This window comes from Geobacillus thermopakistaniensis, from assembly GCF_000498995.1.
Lineage (GTDB): Bacteria > Bacillota > Bacilli > Bacillales > Anoxybacillaceae > Geobacillus > Geobacillus thermoleovorans.
In genome coordinates this window covers 22,721-39,246 of the sequence record NZ_AYSF01000034.1, presented here as the reverse complement: position 1 = coordinate 39,246, position 16,526 = coordinate 22,721, and the positions used below count along the sequence as shown (strand labels likewise).

At 53.9% G+C, this 16,526-nt stretch carries 13 protein-coding genes; 2 read left to right on the top strand and 11 right to left on the bottom strand.

Annotation, left to right across the window (positions count from 1 at the left end; translation table 11 throughout):
• Positions 1–20: 20 nt before the first annotated feature.
• The 7 genes from T260_RS133470 to T260_RS133500 all read right to left on the bottom strand — a co-directional run bounded on the left by T260_RS133470 (position 21) and on the right by T260_RS133500 (position 7,851).
• Complete coding sequence (locus tag T260_RS133470) at positions 21–1,469, bottom strand: lipopolysaccharide biosynthesis protein (protein ID WP_021321963.1); 1,449 nt, start codon at positions 1,467–1,469, stop codon at positions 21–23.
• Position 1,470: 1 nt separating this feature from the next.
• Complete coding sequence (locus T260_RS133475; protein ID WP_011232634.1) at positions 1,471–2,202, bottom strand: N-acetyltransferase; 732 nt, start codon at positions 2,200–2,202, stop codon at positions 1,471–1,473.
• A 17-nt stretch (positions 2,203–2,219) separates the two neighbouring features.
• Positions 2,220–3,533 (bottom strand): nucleotide sugar dehydrogenase, encoded by a 1,314-nt coding sequence (locus T260_RS133480; protein WP_020278880.1) that lies wholly within the window; start codon positions 3,531–3,533, stop codon positions 2,220–2,222.
• Positions 3,534–3,548: 15 nt separating this feature from the next.
• Positions 3,549–4,562: a Gfo/Idh/MocA family protein gene (locus T260_RS133485; RefSeq protein ID WP_023633624.1), complete on the bottom strand. Its 1,014-nt coding sequence runs from the start codon at positions 4,560–4,562 to the stop codon at positions 3,549–3,551.
• The gene (locus T260_RS133490; protein ID WP_031206184.1) at positions 4,559–5,296 is read right to left on the bottom strand and encodes a GumC domain-containing protein; all 738 of its coding nucleotides are present in this window, start codon (positions 5,294–5,296) and stop codon (positions 4,559–4,561) included. Before T260_RS133490 ends, T260_RS133485 begins: the two co-directional genes overlap by 4 nt.
• Positions 5,297–5,414: 118 nt before the next feature.
• Positions 5,415–6,533 carry a DegT/DnrJ/EryC1/StrS family aminotransferase gene (locus tag T260_RS133495; protein WP_021321960.1) on the bottom strand — a complete coding sequence of 373 codons (1,119 nt, stop codon included), beginning with the start codon at positions 6,531–6,533 and terminating at the stop codon, positions 5,415–5,417.
• A 235-nt stretch (positions 6,534–6,768) separates the two neighbouring features.
• Positions 6,769–7,851: a glycosyltransferase family 4 protein gene (locus tag T260_RS133500; RefSeq protein WP_020278877.1), complete on the bottom strand. Its 1,083-nt coding sequence runs from the start codon at positions 7,849–7,851 to the stop codon at positions 6,769–6,771.
• 267 nt (positions 7,852–8,118) lie between these two features.
• Here T260_RS133500 and secA2 point away from each other — a divergent pair, with 267 nt between their 5' ends.
• Together secA2 and T260_RS133510 are read left to right on the top strand one after the other, a co-directional pair.
• Positions 8,119–10,512 (top strand): accessory Sec system translocase SecA2, encoded by a 2,394-nt coding sequence (secA2, locus tag T260_RS133505; protein ID WP_023633623.1) that lies wholly within the window; start codon positions 8,119–8,121, stop codon positions 10,510–10,512.
• Between the two features lie 38 nt (positions 10,513–10,550).
• A complete protein-coding gene (locus T260_RS133510; RefSeq protein ID WP_021321957.1) occupies positions 10,551–11,444 on the top strand; it encodes an accessory Sec system S-layer assembly protein in 894 nt (297 codons plus the stop codon).
• A 173-nt stretch (positions 11,445–11,617) separates the two neighbouring features.
• Here the strand turns inward: T260_RS133510 and T260_RS133515 are convergent, their stop codons facing one another.
• The 4 genes from T260_RS133515 to T260_RS133530 form a co-directional block, all read right to left on the bottom strand.
• Positions 11,618–13,030 carry a S41 family peptidase gene (locus T260_RS133515; protein WP_023633622.1) on the bottom strand — a complete coding sequence of 471 codons (1,413 nt, stop codon included), beginning with the start codon at positions 13,028–13,030 and terminating at the stop codon, positions 11,618–11,620.
• Between the two features lie 31 nt (positions 13,031–13,061).
• Entirely contained in the window at positions 13,062–13,802 is a 741-nt protein-coding gene (locus T260_RS133520; RefSeq protein ID WP_023633621.1) for a hypothetical protein, read from the bottom strand.
• A gap of 163 nt (positions 13,803–13,965) precedes the next feature.
• On the bottom strand, positions 13,966–14,367 hold the full coding sequence (locus T260_RS133525) for a hypothetical protein (RefSeq protein WP_021321954.1): 402 nt from the start codon (positions 14,365–14,367) through the stop codon (positions 13,966–13,968).
• A 183-nt stretch (positions 14,368–14,550) separates the two neighbouring features.
• Positions 14,551–16,509 carry a phosphodiester glycosidase family protein gene (locus T260_RS133530; protein ID WP_023633620.1) on the bottom strand — a complete coding sequence of 653 codons (1,959 nt, stop codon included), beginning with the start codon at positions 16,507–16,509 and terminating at the stop codon, positions 14,551–14,553.
• Between the last annotated feature and the right edge of the window lie 17 nt (positions 16,510–16,526).

The following is a 16,526-nucleotide window of genomic DNA, read 5'->3' as shown; positions in this document are numbered from 1 at the left end:
CTAGATCAGATGAGCGGTTATCAAGTATTTTGCGCATTTTCATCCTCGATCGTGCGCACCGGACGGCGCAAATCACGATCAACCCGGCTGGCAAAGAGCGTGGCGGCAAACAAGCCCCAACCAGCGAGCACCCAGCCGTCAGCAAGCGGCGCCTGCTGAACGTAGACGATGACGATGAGGGCGAGCAATGTGCCGACCAAAACCAAAGCCATCTTTTTCCATGACACTGGCACAGGATACACTTGCTGGCTTTTGCGAAAAATGAAAGCCACAGCGACAATATACGTAATGAGGCTGGCCGCGACCGCCCCCCAGCTGAGCCAAAGCGGCACCAAAACGGCGTTCAACGCAAGATGAAGAAGCGCCGCTAGCGTGAACACCCGTGAAATATAGCCGGTTTCCTTTGTCAAAAACAAGCCGGTGGAAACAATCAGATAATAAAAGTTCAAAAACGTGACGGCCGATAAAAACGGGATATAGGACGCTGCATCGCGATATTCCGGTTTGAAAAAGGTTTCCACAAGCCACGGGCTCGCCGTGGCGATCAAAAGCAGCCCAAACGCTCCAATGAGCAAAAGCGCCATATACACTTTCGCAAACAGCGCACGGCTTTCCGGCCGGTCTTTCATCGACATCGAATACGGACGCCACGCCATCTGCACGCCGCTCGTGATGAGCGTGATCACGGTCGCGAGACGCAAGGCAACCCCAAACACCCCGACTTCCTCCAACGACGCAAACCGTTGGATGAAAAACGTGCTGACGTTGGCGATCACCCAAAAGGCGAGCGAAGTCGGCACGAGCGGGGCGGCGTAGGCAAGCAGCTCCTTTAACACGTCAAAGCGCACGCGCCACACCATATACTTTACGGTCAAATGCAGCATCAACAAAAACACGAGCGCGCTGCTCACGAGCCGGCCGATGAGCAGCCCTTCCGGCGTCGCCGCGAACCACCGGAGCGCCGCATACGACAGCACAGAGACAAGCAGCATTTTCACGAGCGTCCAAATCACGACTTTTTTCGTCTGAAATTCAAACCGCAGCACCGTCGTCGCCATGACGAAAATCGTATCGAGCAGCAACGTCGCGATACTGATGTACAGCAAATCGACATAGCGAGGTTCTTGAAACAGCGCGCCTGCGATCCACGGACCGGCCAAAACGACAGCCAAAAATAAGATGGCGACGACAAACAGCCGGAAGTACATGACGTTGCGCACATACAAAAGGCGCTTCTCTTTGTCGTCCGTGTCGTAATAGTAAAAAGAGAGCGCCGAATCCGTACCGAAAATGACGAGAAATGTCAGCATCGACGTCCATTGGTCGATCAAGTAGACCGCCCCGTACTGCGCCTTTGACAAATAGCTTGTATAAATCGGCAGCATCAAAAAGGCAATCAGCTTCGTGCCGACGTTCATAAACGCGTAAAGGAGCGAATCCGCTCCTAAACGCTTGAATGCCGAGAACAATTTATAACAACTCCCGCTCGTCGACCATTTTGCTGAAGCGCGCCGGGAATCCTTTCACGACCGTCCTCGGTTCCGTATCTTTTGTGACGAGCGCCCCAGCGGCGACAAACGTCTCTTCCGCCACCGTCACGCCCGGCAGCAAAATCGCTCCGCCTCCGACGCGCGCCCCGCGCTTGACGGTCGCCCCTTTGATTTTGGCGAACCGTTCTTCCGTCCGCCCCATGTAGTTGTCATTGGTCGTCGTGACGCACGGGGCGATGAACACATGGTCTTCGAGCGTCGTGTAGGCCGTGATGTAGGAGTTTGACTGGATTTTCGTCCGATCGCCGATTTGGACGTGGTTTTCGACGCACACCCCGCGCCCGACGATCACATATTGGCCGATGTGCACGTTTTCGCGCACGCTCGCCAAATCAGCGATCAATGTGTAGGCGCCGATCGTCGCGCCTCGATAGATGACGGCGTTGGCGCCGATCGTGCAATGGTCGCCGATGACAAGCGGCGGCAGCTCGCCCGACAGCTTGACGGTGCTCGTTTTCGCCGGCTTCGGCGGTTTGCCGAGCACCGCTCCGTCGGCGATCGTCACGCCGTCGCCGATGACGGTTCCTTCGTGAATCGTGACGCGATGTCCGATTTTAACGTCGTTTCCGATTTTTACATTCGCCTCGATGACAGTGAAATGGCCCATTTCGACACGTTCACCGCAAACAACAGAGGGATCGACAACGTTCATGGTTTCGTCTCCTTCGCTTACAATTTGACGTATTTTGCCGGTTTCGACACATCTTTCATAGCATTGCGTGTGTCAAACACGACCCGGCTGTGACGAGCGACCATTTCATAGTCGATGTTGGAATGATCCGTCGTAATCAAGACAAGATCTGACTGTGCAAGCAGTTCCGGCGTCAGCTCGACCGTCTCAATCACCCGGTTGCACGCCCGGAACGACGGAACATACGGGTCGACGACCGCAAATTCCGCTCCGTATTGCTCGAGCAGCTCGACGATTTTCAACACTGGCGATTCGCGCACATCATCAATGTCTTTTTTGTAGGCGACGCCGAGCACCGTCACTTTCGAACCGCGCAGCGCCTTCCCTTCTTCGTTCAAAATGAGCATCGCGCGGTTGACGACATATTCCGGCATTGCGTTGTTGATTTCTCCGGCCAGCTCGATCAAGCGCGTATGGTAGTTGTATTCGCGCGCCTTCCATGTCAAATAAAACGGGTCGATTGGAATGCAATGGCCGCCAAGCCCCGGCCCCGGATAAAACGCCATAAATCCGTACGGCTTCGTTTTCGCTGCATCGATGACTTCCCAGACATCAATGCCCATCCGTTCGCACAAAATGGCCATTTCGTTCGCTAACGCAATGTTGATATGGCGAAACGTGTTTTCAAAAATTTTCTCCATTTCCGCCACCGCCGGACTCGACACTTCGTGCACATCGCCTTCAAGCACGGCTCGATACATGGCCGCTGCCACTTTCGTGCACGTCTTTGTCACGCCGCCGACGACTTTCGGCGTATTTTTCGTCTTAAACTGCTTGTTGCCCGGGTCAACCCGCTCCGGCGAATAGGCAACGAACACCGTTTCCCCGACGACGAGCCCCTTTTTCTCCAGCGCCGGTTTCACGATTTCTTCCGTCGTGCCTGGATAGGTGGTCGATTCCAAAACGACAAGCATCCCTTCATGGGCGTATTTGGCGACTTCGTTTGCCGAGTTTTCAACGTAGGACGTATCCGGCTGGTGATGCGCATCGAGCGGGGTCGGCACCGCGATCGCCACGGCATCGACTTCCGCGATCCGGGCGTAATCGGTCGTCGCCACAAGCCGCCCTTGTTTGACCATCTCATGCAAATCTTCATCGACGACATCGCCGATGTAGTTGATCCCATTGTTCACTTGATCGACGCGGCTTTGTTGGATGTCAAAGCCAATGACATGAAACCCTGCTTTTGCTTTTTCGACTGCCAGCGGCAGCCCGACGTAGCCAAGCCCGACCACGCCGATGACCGCGTCGCGTTTCTCAAACTTTTGCAACAGCCGTTCCGCGTAGTTCATTCCTCTCATTCCTTTCTACTCAGATAGTTGCACTCTTGTCCCCGTTTCCGCCGAACGCAAAATCGCTTCGATCAGCCGAACAGGAGCCAATCCGTCCCAACCAGTGACGATCGGCTCGCGGCTTTCGCGAATCGCTTGCACCATATCTTCAATGATCCATTGGTGCCCCGGCTTGCCAAACGGGTCGGCGTTGATCTCATCGATGAGCTTTGCCCGTTCTTCCTCGCTGACGCCTTCCGCTTCCCACGTTTCGATAAAGTTGGCCGTCCGGCCGCCGATTTTCACTGATGCCGTTTCGCCGAAAATGGCGATCGATTCCTCCAAGTTTTGCGGATAAATCGTCGTCGCTGCCTCAATGACGCCAAGCGCCCCGCTTTCAAACTCGACGACCGCCGCCGCGACATCTTCCGTCTCAATCTTGCGCAGACGGGTCGCCGCCATCGCTTGCACCGCCTTGACCGGCCCCATCAGCCAAAGCAGCAAATCCAAATTGTGAATGGCTTGATTCATCAGGACGCCGCCGTCAAACTCTTTCGTCCCCCGCCACGCCGCCTGGTCATAATAGGCTTGATTTCGATTCCAGCGCACCGTGGCGTTCGCATGGCTCAGTTTTCCGAACATCCCGCGCTCCATCGCCTCTTTCAGCTTCCGAATAGCCGGACGAAAGCGGTTCGGATGAACGACCGCGAGCTTCACGTCGTATTCTTTCGCCGCGCGGATCATCTCTTCGGCGTCGCTCACACGGAGCGCCATCGGCTTTTCCACAATGATATGACGGCGATAGCGGGCCGCCAGCTTGGCCAGCCGCGCGTGCAATCCAGACGGAACACAAATGTTGACGACATCGATCTGTTCGTTCTCCTTCAACATCGTCTCCATATCAGTGTAAACAGGAACGTCCGACACGTCGCGCAAACGTTCCGGATTCGTGTCGCACACTGCCGCCAGCTCGGCGCCGTCCGCCTTTTCAATGGCATCGATATGTTTTTTGGCGATATGCCCCATGCCGACAATGGCAAAACGGATCATGAAGAATAGTACCTCCTCGCGTCCAATATATACTTCCAAAGCACGAGCCAAACGACCGTCAAAAACAGGCCGAGGACAAGGCCGACGGCCATCAGCTGCCCCGTATACGTTTTCGATTTCGCCACCGTTTCCGACAACACGGCCGGTTTTTCGTAAAAGACAAGATTGCCGCGGATGCGATTGACGCGCTCCATCACTTCGGTCAAGTTGTTTTCCGACTCGACCAACAAGTCACTGATGTCATTGAGCTGTTCTGGATTCAAGCGGCCCGACTGTATTTGTTCGCTATAATAATCGACTTTTTGCTGCAATGCGCGCTCCCGTTCTTCCAGCGCATGCAAGTATTTCGTGGTGACATCAATCCGCTCTTGCGAATGGCGCTTGAGCTCCTGACTGTATTCCGACACAACAAGCTTCAATTCTCGACTCACGTCTTGTTCATCGTCGCCTTTGACAGTGATTTGCACGTACTGTTCCTCAGGAACGACGACATCCAAGTTTTTCACCTCAGGAAACTTCGCTTCTATATTTTTCGGATCCGTCAACTCTTTTACGTCAATCGATCCGGTAAACACGACAGCTTTCCCCGTATACTTCTCCCCCTGCAGCAAAAACCGCCCTGCGATGACGGTCAAAACGATCGTTGCAAGCGGAACGAGAAGAAACCACCATTTTCGCTGCCAAAAAAAGCGCAAATATTCGTATAGCACAAACGGTCGTTTTTCCGCCGTCAATCCGGCCACCATCCCTTATCATAAAATAACAAAGTGTTGTGAACAAAACAAATGATCCAACGCCAAAGAAAACGCCATTGCTGTGCGCAAGTGACGTCTCCTTTGGCCGGTTGGACGATCAAGCGGAATGACGGTAAAATTCCGCAATTTTCTCCACGACGTACTGTTGCTGCTCCTCTTTCAGCTCTGGGAACATCGGCAGCGACAGCGCTTCTTTCGCCGCTTTTTCCGCCTCCGGCAACTGCCCTTCCTTATACCCGAGCGAAGCAAACACCGGCTGCAAATGCAGCGGCAGCGGATAGTACACCATCGTCGCGATCCCTTGTTCTTTCAAAAACGCTTGCAGCTCGTCTCGCTTCGGCGCTCGAATCGTGTATTGATGGAACACATGATAGCGCCCATCGACTTCTTTCGGCGTCACAACAAGGTCGCCGACCGCCTCCTCGAGCAGGCGCGTATACGTCGCCGCATGCTTGCGCCGCTGTTCCGTCCACCGATCCAGATGCGGGAATTTGACGCTTAAAATCGCCGCTTGCATCTCATCAAGGCGGCTGTTGTAGCCAAGTACATGATGGTAATATTTCGGCTTGCTGCCATGAACGCGGATGACCCGGCATTTTTCCGCCAGTTCGTCATCGTTCGTAATGATCATGCCGCCATCCCCGTAGGCGCCCAAGTTTTTCGTCGGGAAGAAACTGTACGTCGCCGCCGTCCCAAGCTCGCCGACGCATTTCCCGTTGTATTTCGCGCCGATCGCCTGGGCGGCGTCCTCGATGACAACCAATCCATGCCGCTTGGCAATCGCGGCGATCGCCTCCATATCCGCCATTTGCCCGTACAAATGCACCGGGATGATGGCTTTCGTTTTCTCCGTCACCGCCGCTTCAATTTGCGCCGGATCGATGTTGAACGTCACCGGATCGATATCGACAAACACCGGTTTGGCGCCGGCCCGCGCAATCGATCCTGCCGTCGCGAAAAAGGTGAACGCCGTTGTGATGACTTCATCGCCCGGCCCGACGCCGGCCGCTTGCAAAGCAATATGTATCGCATCGCTTCCGTTGCCGCAGCCGATTCCGTGTTTCGCCCGGCTGTAGGCAGCAATATCTGCTTCTAGCTTTTTGACATAATCTCCTAAAATAAAGCGAGAGGAGCGCATCACTTCATCCAATACGCGCATGATCTCCGGCTTCAATTGTTCATACTGTTCGCTTAAATCCAACATTGGCACGTTCATCGCAAGTTCCTCCAAATCCAAAAAATATATAGAATAAACATGTTTAGTTTATCACATTTGCGTCAATATATAATGACAGTTTTGTGGCAATCTTGGCCTTGCCGCAAAAAAAATCAGCGAAGGAACGGCAGAAGCTGCATAAACAACGAAAAAGAAGGGTATAATTTTCCAAAGAAGGGCAATTCCTGAAAAAAGCCGTTTGTCCCTTTCATGACACAAACGGCCCATTTGCTATTTATCGGTCATTTCCGTATACTTTTCGGCTTCCCCGAAGCAGCTTGCGAATAAAGGTCATAAACGGCTTGTACTGATCATTGACCAAGCCGATCAGTTCAGCAAGCAGTTCCCCGAAGACGATCAAGGCAAAGACGATGAGAATGGACTGCCATAACGTCGAGGCGGAGAACAAAATCGCGCTGATGGCAAACATCAGGCCAAACGCATAAATGAGCAAGACCGTGTTGCGATGCGAAAAGCCGAGAGCCAGCAGTCGATGATGAAGATGCGACTTATCCGGCGCCGAGATCGGCCTTTTATTCACAATGCGGCGAATAATGGCAAATGTCGTATCGAAAATCGGCACGCCCAAAATGATCACCGGAACGACGAAGCTGAAGAGCGTCACGCTTTTGTAAAGCCCTAGCACCGACAGGACGGAAATGGCATAACCTAAAAACAACGCGCCGGTATCCCCCATGAAAATTTTCGCCGGGTGGAAGTTGTAAAACAAGAAAGCGATGACGCTGCCCAAGATGATCAAGCAGAGCGTGAAAATGAGCATTTTGCCCGCCATGCCCGCCATGACGGCAATGGCCGCAATTCCAATGGCGGAAATGCCTGCGGACAATCCGTCCAACCCGTCGATCAAGTTGATGGCGTTCGTAATCGCGATAATCCAAAATATGGTGATCGGGTAGCTCCACAGCCCCAACTCAAACGTGCCGACAAACGGGACAGTCAAAAGATCGACCTTCAGCCCGGAAGCGACAACGACGAACGCCGCCAGCAACTGGCCGGCCAGCTTCACTTTTGGCGACAGCTCGTACAAATCGTCGAGCATCCCGACGAGCACGATGATGATGGCGCCGACCGTCATCCCCGTCACTTGCTCTTTATACACCCCGCCGACAAAATAGCCGACGGCGACACCGATAAAAATGGCCAATCCGCCAAGCCTTGGCATGACTTTTGTATGCACTTTTCTCCCGTTCGGCCGATCGACCGCCCCAATTTTGATGGCGAGCTTGATCACGAATGGGGTGATGACCAATACTGTAATAAACGAAGCCAAACATGCGGCAAATGCTTCCATATTCATGTGCAATCACCTTGGCCTTATAAAATCGCGGAAACACACATCATCTTTATGTTACCATATACGATGAGTAAATCAATCTTTTTTTACACCCCTTTTTTGTCCCCAAGGATGGAAAATTTCTTTTTCCCTTGCCGCGAGAAGCTCGAGCGCCAATCCGGCGAACGATTCCACATTTTACATCCTCCCTCCACAGGAAACATCTTGTGCTATAATTAGGTTTTAGAGCACTTGATGTGAATCACGCCTGTCTAGGAGAGGAATGGACATATGTTTGCAAAAGTAAAGCAACTATTTGACGAAAGCGCGCGAGAAGTGCAGCGTCTTGCCAAGCTGGCGGCGCAAATCAATGAATGGGAACCAACCATTTCTTCGCTGAGCGATGAACAACTGCGCCAAAAAACGGTTGTCTTCAAAGAACGGCTCGAACGCGGCGAGACGCTCGATGACATAAAAACCGAGGCGTTTGCCGTCGTCCGGGAGGCGGCGCGGCGCGTGCTCGGTCTGCGCCATTACGACGTGCAACTGATGGGCGGATTGGCGATGCATGAAGGAAACATCGCCGAAATGCAGACCGGGGAAGGAAAGACGTTGGCGGCCACTTTGCCAAGCTACTTGCACGCCCTCCTTGGAAAAGGCGTCCACATTATTACGGCCAACGAATATTTGGCGCGCCGGGACTGCGAACAAATGGGCCGTGTGTTCCGCTTTCTCGGCTTAACCGTCGGCCTGAATGTGTCGCAAATGACGGCCAGCGAGAAAAAAGAAGCGTACGCGGCCGACATCACGTACGGCACCGGCACCGAGTTCGGCTTTGATTATTTGCGCGACAACATGGTGTACCGCCTCGAAGATAAAGTGCAGCGCCCGCTGTATTACGCCATCATCGATGAAATCGACAGCATTTTAATCGACGAAGCGCGCACCCCGCTCATCATCGCCAATAAATCGGGAATCGGAGCCGAATTGTTCCCGATTATGGCACGCATCGTCCGCACCTTCGAAGAAGGAAAAGAGTATGAACGGTCTCCGGAGACGAAACAAATTTTCCTCACCGAAGAAGGGGCGCAAAAAATCGAGCGGGCGTTTGGCATCGATAACCTATACGACTGGGAGCATCACGTGCTGCTCCATCATGCGATGCAGTCGCTGCGCGCTTGGTTTATCATGCGGCGGGATGTCGATTACATCGTCAAAAACGGCAAAGTGATGATCGTTGACCCGTTCACCGGCCGGGTGATGGAAGGACGCTCGTTCAGCGACGGCCTGCATCAAGCGATTGAAGCGAAAGAAGGTGTGGAAATCACCGAAGAAAACGACATCCAAGCAACGATTACGATCCAAAACTATTTTCGCATGTATGAGAAGCTGGCCGGGATGACCGGCAGCGCTACGCCGTCGAAAGAAGAATTTTGGCAAACGTACCGGCTGCGCGTTATTACGATTCCGACAAACCGGCCATCCCGACGCACCGACTGGAACGACCTCGTCTACCAGACGTACGAGGCGAAAGTACGGAAAATTATTGACGAAGTGAAAAAAATGAATGCCATCGGCCGCCCTGTTCTCATCGGCACGACATCGGTCGCTCAGTCGGAACGGTTGTCAGCAGCGTTTTCGAAAGCAGGCATCCCTCACCACCTGCTCAATGCCAAAACGGAGGAAGAAGAGGCGCGCATCATCGCGACCGCCGGGCAAAAAGGGCAAGTGATGATCGCCACCAATATGGCCGGGCGCGGGACCGATATTTTGCTTGGGGAAGGCGTCAAGGAACTGGGCGGGCTGCACATCATTGGCACAGAGCGCCATGAAAGCCATCGCATTGATATGCAGCTGCGCGGCCGGGCAGGACGCCAAGGGGATCCGGGGTCTTCCCAGTTTATCATTTCGCTCGACGACGATTTATTCCGCTTGTATGATCAAGATGAATTGAAAAAATGGAAAAGCAAAGTCGAGACGGATGAAACCGGGCGCATCGTGTCGCCCGACCCGATCAAGTTCGTCCAAAAAGTGCAAACAACGATCGAAAACGCCCATTATTCGGCGCGATTGCATTTATTGAAATTGGACACCGTGATCGACCAACAAAGCAAAGTCATCTACCATATGCGCGATCGCGTCTTGGCGCTGAAGCAAGCAGAGGTGCTGTCCGAGCTCCTTCGGCACATCCATCGCCATATCACGCAAACAATCGACCGTTATTGTCCGGAAAACGTCTTTTTTGAAGAGTGGAACATCGAAGGACTGCACAACGAGCTGCGCCGTGCCTTTTTCCGGTTTGCCTATCCGATTGATGATCTTCGCCATAAGCAAAAAGAAGAAATCGCCCAGCTTGTTTGGGACGAATACAAATCGCTTGAAGCGGCGCTCGCCGATCTTCCGTGCGACGAAGAACAAACCATGCGGCTTAAGCATTTGATGGTCGAAACAATCGACGCCCACTGGATTCGCCACTTAAATCAACTGAATTTATTAAAAGAGGGGATTCATTTGCGCAGCTACGGCCAAGAGGATCCGTACCGCGCCTTTGAAATGGACGCCTACCGCGAATTCGTCGCGCTGCAGCAAGCGATCGACGCCGGCATTTGCACGACAGCCATGAACTATTTGAAAAGCCAGTTTGTCATCGATGACGAAGCGGCCGCCGCCGCGAACAAACCATAACCGCGGCGCAGCACGCCGCCTCGTAAAGGAGGTTCCCTATGATTTTCCGACGAAAACAACGCACGCAACCGGAAGCCGAGCTGCCGGCGCAACATGTCAAACAGCCGGAGGTCGGAACGAAAACGACGCTGTCGTTTCATCCGGACTGGCAGCTGTCTCCGGAAGAAACGTACGTCTATCGCTTTTACCACGAACAGCTGCCGCCGCTTCAGCCAAACCAAATTTCCATTTCCGGCGTCAAGCTGGTCGAATACAACGATGGGTTTGTCGCTGTCGCCATTTTGCGCAACACGCTGCCGAAGCCGGTTCGCTTTGAACGAATCCGCCTGTTGCTGCTTGACGAGGATGGCACGGCGATCGCCCGCAAAGAGTTTGATATGAGCGCTTTCGGCGAACTGCCGCCGATGACGGCCCGCCCGTGGCGGTTTTTGTTCGCCGCCGAGGACAAGCTCGTCGATCAGTTGCCCGCAGATGGATGGAAGATCGCCTTTGAACTGACACCGCGGCATCGGCTCGACCTAGAGGAAAGCTGGGAGCAGGCGCTGTCGGCCAAGCAGCGCCAACAGCTGCAAGCCCTCGTTGACTCGGTTCCGCCTCCCGCTCCCGGAGAGGTGAACTTCATGGGCATTGAAGCGAAACAGCTGCCTTCCGGTGAACTAGGCGTCACGTTGCTCATTCGCAACGGCAGCGACAAACATATCCATTTTGAACAAATCCCGCTTGAAGTGCGGGATCATGCTGGCGACATCGTCGCCCGCGGATTATTTCCCTGCCATCTGGAAGTGAAAGCCCACACCAGCAAACCATGGACGTTCCTCTTCCCACCGGAATTGCTGCACAAAGCAGAACCGGATTGGACGTCCTGGAAGGTGACAATCCCATCCTCCCCGGCACAGAGCGAAAAGCAAGAAACGCCGTCAAGCGACGAGTAACCTGCAAAAAGCTGGCCCCCATGGTCGCCAAACGACCGATGGAGGCCAGCTTTCTTTGCATCGTTCCGTTCAAAACGACCGCGCTCCCGCTGTCGGCCGCGCCTTAGTCGAAGCAGCCGAACTTTGCACCATCAAGAGCAGACGGCTATCCAACGCATCTCGATGGGAGAGCCTTATTTCGTAGAAGCAGCGGTTTGAATCTCCATGTAAGCGCCTTTTTTCATCGCTACGCCGTCTTTGCTTTTTAACACCGGCGGAATGACCAACAAATAGCTCTGCCCTTTGGCCAGCTTCGCTGCCGGTTTGATCAAAAGCTCCGTCCCCCGGCGGATTTGCGCCGTCACCGCTACTTCCTGTCCACCTAATTGATACAATTTTACTCCGCTTACCGCGGTATTGGCGAGCGGACGAGAGAAACGGACGACAAACGTCTTATCGACCGGCGCATTGCGCAGCTTGCCGAGCGACTGATACCCTTTCAGCTGCCCAATCAGCAAATCGCGGTGAGCGGCATACAGCTCTTTCCCAACGACCGTCGGCACATCCGGCTTCACCCCAACGTTATGAATCGGCGTCCCTTTTGGCGAGAAAAAGTGGGCGACGGTCAACTTCAACATGCTGCCGTCCGACAGCTCAAACATTTCCTGCATCGATCCTTTGCCAAACGTCCGTTGCCCATACAAAACGGCCGCCTTTTGCTCCTTCACCGCCGCCGCCAACATTTCCGACGCACTCGCGCTCGACGCGTTGACAAGCAGCCGGATCGGTCCCGTCATTTGCACCGGCTGTTTGACAGCGGCATACACTTCTGGGTGATTCGAACGGTCGCGCAACTGAAACGCCTGTTTCACATTCGGGAAAAAGCCAGCGATTTTCTGCGCCGTTTCCACATATCCCCCCGGATTGTCGCGGAGGTCAAAAATCCACCCTTTCACCCCGCTTAACGAGCGGATGGCGCGTTCGATCTCACCGGGCGCTGTCTCATCAAAACTATATAGCTGAATATAGCCGATATTCCCTGCCAGCCGTTTGAACTCAACGTTCGGCCAGTCGATTTTTTCCCGCTTGATGGTGACGCTGACGGTTTCCTCGGTCGACGGCCGCCAAACGGTTACGGCCACCGTCGTTCCTTCTTCCCCTGCAATCAAGCTCAATACTTTTTCCATTGTCTCATTCGTTACCGGCTGCCCGTCAACAGCCTGAATCACATCGCCCGGCTGCAGTCCGGCGCGGGCGGCTGGCCCATTGTCCAAGACAGACATGATGTGGACGCCGTCCTCATCTTCCTCAATCATCACGCCGATGCCGACAGACTCCATATCGATCCACTTCAAAAATTCCTCGTATTCTTCCTTTGTCATATAGGCAGAATACGGGTCAAGCTGTTTGACAATATCTTGCGGGGTGCTGGCTTTCAACACTCGATCGCTTACGGGTTCAACATAATACTGACGAACCAACTCCCGCACTTCTTCGAGCACCTTCGTTGACGCCGGAGCCGTCGCCGCCTCCGCCGGCGGACTCCAAACCGAAAATGAAGCCGCAAGCAACATAAGAGCCGCCGCCCATCGCTGAATCACATTCATATCCGTCTCTCCTCTCCCGACATGCGCCGGTTTATTCGATATCGACATCTAAGACAACCGGCGCTTTAAAATCATCGATATACACCGCCAGCTGCTTGCGCGTCGCCGCATCCACCACGTTTGGCAGCCACCGGTCGCAAAGCGACAGCAACCGCTCCGCCCGCGCGATATCCCCTTCATCATACGCATCAAGCAGCTTGTCCATGGCTTTCATAATATTGATGGGATAATAGGCACGCAGCTTGACAGACAAAGCCGGGCGTTGAAACCATCCTTCCATCTTTTCGCGCAGCGACGCTCCCGGAACGCGGCCGATGAGAATCGCTGTTTTGCGCATTTGATATTCCAGCGGACCATAGGAATCGTACACAACATCCACATCCCCCGTCCGCAGCGCCCGGTCGACGTTGGCCGTCAAGGTGCGCAATCGCTCCCCGCTTTCGACCGCGCTGATATAGGCGGAAGCCTTTTTCATCGTCTGTTCTCCGGCCGCGATCCGTTTTTCCAACTGCGCCCTTGCCGTTTGTGGACGCACGCGCGCCACTTCTTTTTTTGCCGCCTCATAATCGCGTTTGACTTGGTTGAAGAGACGGTACGGCTTGGACCATTGATCCGCTTTCATCGCCCGCTCAAGCTGGGCGGCATGCTGTTCAAGCCTCTCCACACTTGGGAACGGGGCCGCTTCCGCCTGAACAGCCAACAGCGAAAACGACAACCAAAACACCGCCAGCCATCCGATGATGGAAAATGCTTTTCTCCGTTTTCTCCTCACACTTTCACCTGCTATCTATGAAAATAGTAAACATGTATTTCAATTTTACTGGAAAAGACACAAAATGAAAATATGTTCTGAAAAAAATCGAACTTAAGCCCTTCAAAGCATAAAATAAGGCCGACTCTTCAGCCACCTTTTTGACTGTCAGAGCCAGCCTTGATCAACTAAAGTCCGGCCAATGGGTTTGCTGCTTGTCGCCGTCGATTTTGCTCAGCGTCCGGTAGCGAAACGGAACGATTTCCTGCTCTGGCTTGCCAAGAAACTCTTTCGCCCATTCGAACGGAATCAAATCGAACTGCTCCTTGTTTTCAGCGATAAAATAGACGCCGACGACTCTTCCTTGTTGATTGAGGTCAATTGTCAAAAAAGCCGGGTAATACGTGCCGTCTTGCGCCCGCAGCACCGCTTTGGCCGTCACCCGACCGTCCCCTTCGTCTTCCACATCCGGATTGGCGATTCGCTCCAACACTTTGATCGCCCATCCTTGTTTTTTATATCCTCCGACCAGCTTCGGCGGATTTTTCCGCAACTGCTCCAACAACGTTTGCTCGTCCATCGTCAAACTTTTGCCTCCCTTGTGGTTTGCCTATCCGCCCATTTTATAATATATACAATACTTTTCAGAGAAATGCAAATGCCTAGAAGAGCAGCATGCAAGGACTTTCTCGATTTCGGAACCCCTATCGATGAGCAACATCCCTTGTTCATTCACCATCCTTCTAGGCAAGCAGGGGAGGCGAGCGCATCAGCGGAAGATGGCGCGAAGGCCGTCGATATAAATCGCTCCGGCGTTTTTCCGTCCCGCTTCCGTTTCCATATAACGCACCGGCATCTCCAGCATGAGCGGAAGCGCGACATCGCTAGGCACAGCGGCTTGCACATATTTCCAACCGGTCCAATCGACATGGCGGGCAAAATCGATCCAGATGCGGCGCCCGCTTCCATCCCGCAGCTGGGCGCGCAGCCAATGGCCGCTTCCGTCTCCATACACCCACATGCCAATCGCTTGCGGCCGTTTCGAAATCCAAATCGCTTCCTCCCGACTAGCATAGACGCCGGATGTCCCTGGCATCCCGCGAAAATCATATGAAATTTTCAGCGCCTGCTTTCCTTCTCTCACCTTTTCTGTCGTCCGCTCGACCGCCGCCCCCACATAGTTGACGCCCGATGCATTCCACTTCGACTCGGCCTCAAAATCATCAAGCACTTCTTCGCTTTCCCCGTTCTCTTGCGTCTCTTTGTACACAACAAGAAGCGCATTCGCCACCGGACGCGCAAATCCATCAGACGGTTTGTTTTCGACTTTGAGCTGCCCGTTTGGCTGGCGGACGACAAATGTCGAAGAACCGCCGCCATCGAGCGTCATCGCATCGACGGCGCCAAGCTCATACATCAGCTTGGCCAGCTCATTCAATGTCATTCCTTGGCTATGGGCAGGCTGGCGGCCATCGACAACGACGAGCATGACATTTCCGTTCTTGTCAATGCCGACGGCTGTACGCGGATGGACTCCTTCAATCGAAAACGGCTGCACTTTTCCATCCGCCACCAACCGGTATCGGCCGCCGAGCGCTTCTTTCACCCCACTCCATTCGGGCTGGTCATACTGAAGGGAAATTTCCACCGCATCCCCTTCTTTCGCCTGCCGCAAATAGTCGCTCGCCCGGCCATGGCCCGACAACACGAGCTCTCCAGGCTGGAGCGGTTCATCGCCTTGACCGACTACAACTTTCTTCACCGTTCCGGTGACCGTTCCATTCCCGTTCAACACCCCTTGTACATTCGTCAGCACGACTTCCGTCCCAAGAGCGTTCGTTTTCGTGGAAGCAGCGAAATACGGGGTGTACAAAATCAACTGATGAGCGCGCCGCGGCTTGTTGATGCCATCGACGGGATATGAGATTCCTTGTCCAATTCGAACGCCAATTTGAACATCTGGGTTTCCAATCATCGGCTTCCCATCAGCGCTGATGCCAAAAATCGTCCGTTCCGCCGCCGGCGTCGTATTTGTTATCACAATTTCCCCACGGTGCACCATCAAATCGGTCGGCGAACCATCCTGTTTGAAATAATCGCCGTTCACCGCCGCCAGCACGGTTCCGTCGCGGCCATCGTACCGTTTTGCCTGCTCAAGCACCGGTTCAATGCCAAGCACTTGATCATTGGACAGCGCCGTCTCAATGACCAGCCTCTCATTCGACGTATCGATGTCAAGCTTGTACACGTGCTGCTTGCCGCGCGTTCCGACGACTTCCATTTCCTCTTTTTCCACCCCAGAGGCGATGCGCGTCGACACCTCCTTTACCACCGTGCCGACCGCCAACTGCCTCGCTCCATACCGCCCCGGATTGACAAGCTTCAGCTTCTCCCTCGACGGCGTTTTATACACAACATGTCCTTTGATATTGGTGACGTAATATCCACCGCCAACCCCGTATTGGCCGCCAAACGCCTCGTCATACGAATACACCCGGTACTGTTCTCCAGGCTGCAACACGCGGACAAACGTCAGCGCCCCGTTTTCCCGTTTCCATAGGTTAATCGGTTTCACGATCTCCAATTTTCCAATTTGCCCCTGCACAAGGCGCATGCCTTCCCAGTAGACGACATTCGCTCCGGCATCCGCTTCTGGCGCTTGCAGCGCCGTCCATGCGGCCAACACCGCCCCGACCCCAATGCGGATGATGTTCTTCGCTTTTCCCACTGGTCCCCTTTTCCTCT

Coding starts and splice junctions, on each gene's coding strand:
- T260_RS133475 (WP_011232634.1), bottom strand. CDS start 2,202: ATGAACGTTGTCGATCCCTCTGTTGTTTGCGGTGAACGTGTCGAAATG.
- T260_RS133480 (WP_020278880.1), bottom strand. CDS start 3,533: ATGAACTACGCGGAACGGCTGTTGCAAAAGTTTGAGAAACGCGACGCG.
- T260_RS133485 (WP_023633624.1), bottom strand. CDS start 4,562: ATGATCCGTTTTGCCATTGTCGGCATGGGGCATATCGCCAAAAAACAT.
- T260_RS133495 (WP_021321960.1), bottom strand. CDS start 6,533: ATGAACGTGCCAATGTTGGATTTAAGCGAACAGTATGAACAATTGAAG.
- T260_RS133500 (WP_020278877.1), bottom strand. CDS start 7,851: ATGAATATGGAAGCATTTGCCGCATGTTTGGCTTCGTTTATTACAGTA.
- secA2 (WP_023633623.1), top strand. CDS start 8,119: ATGTTTGCAAAAGTAAAGCAACTATTTGACGAAAGCGCGCGAGAAGTG.
- T260_RS133510 (WP_021321957.1), top strand. CDS start 10,551: ATGATTTTCCGACGAAAACAACGCACGCAACCGGAAGCCGAGCTGCCG.
- T260_RS133515 (WP_023633622.1), bottom strand. CDS start 13,030: ATGAATGTGATTCAGCGATGGGCGGCGGCTCTTATGTTGCTTGCGGCT.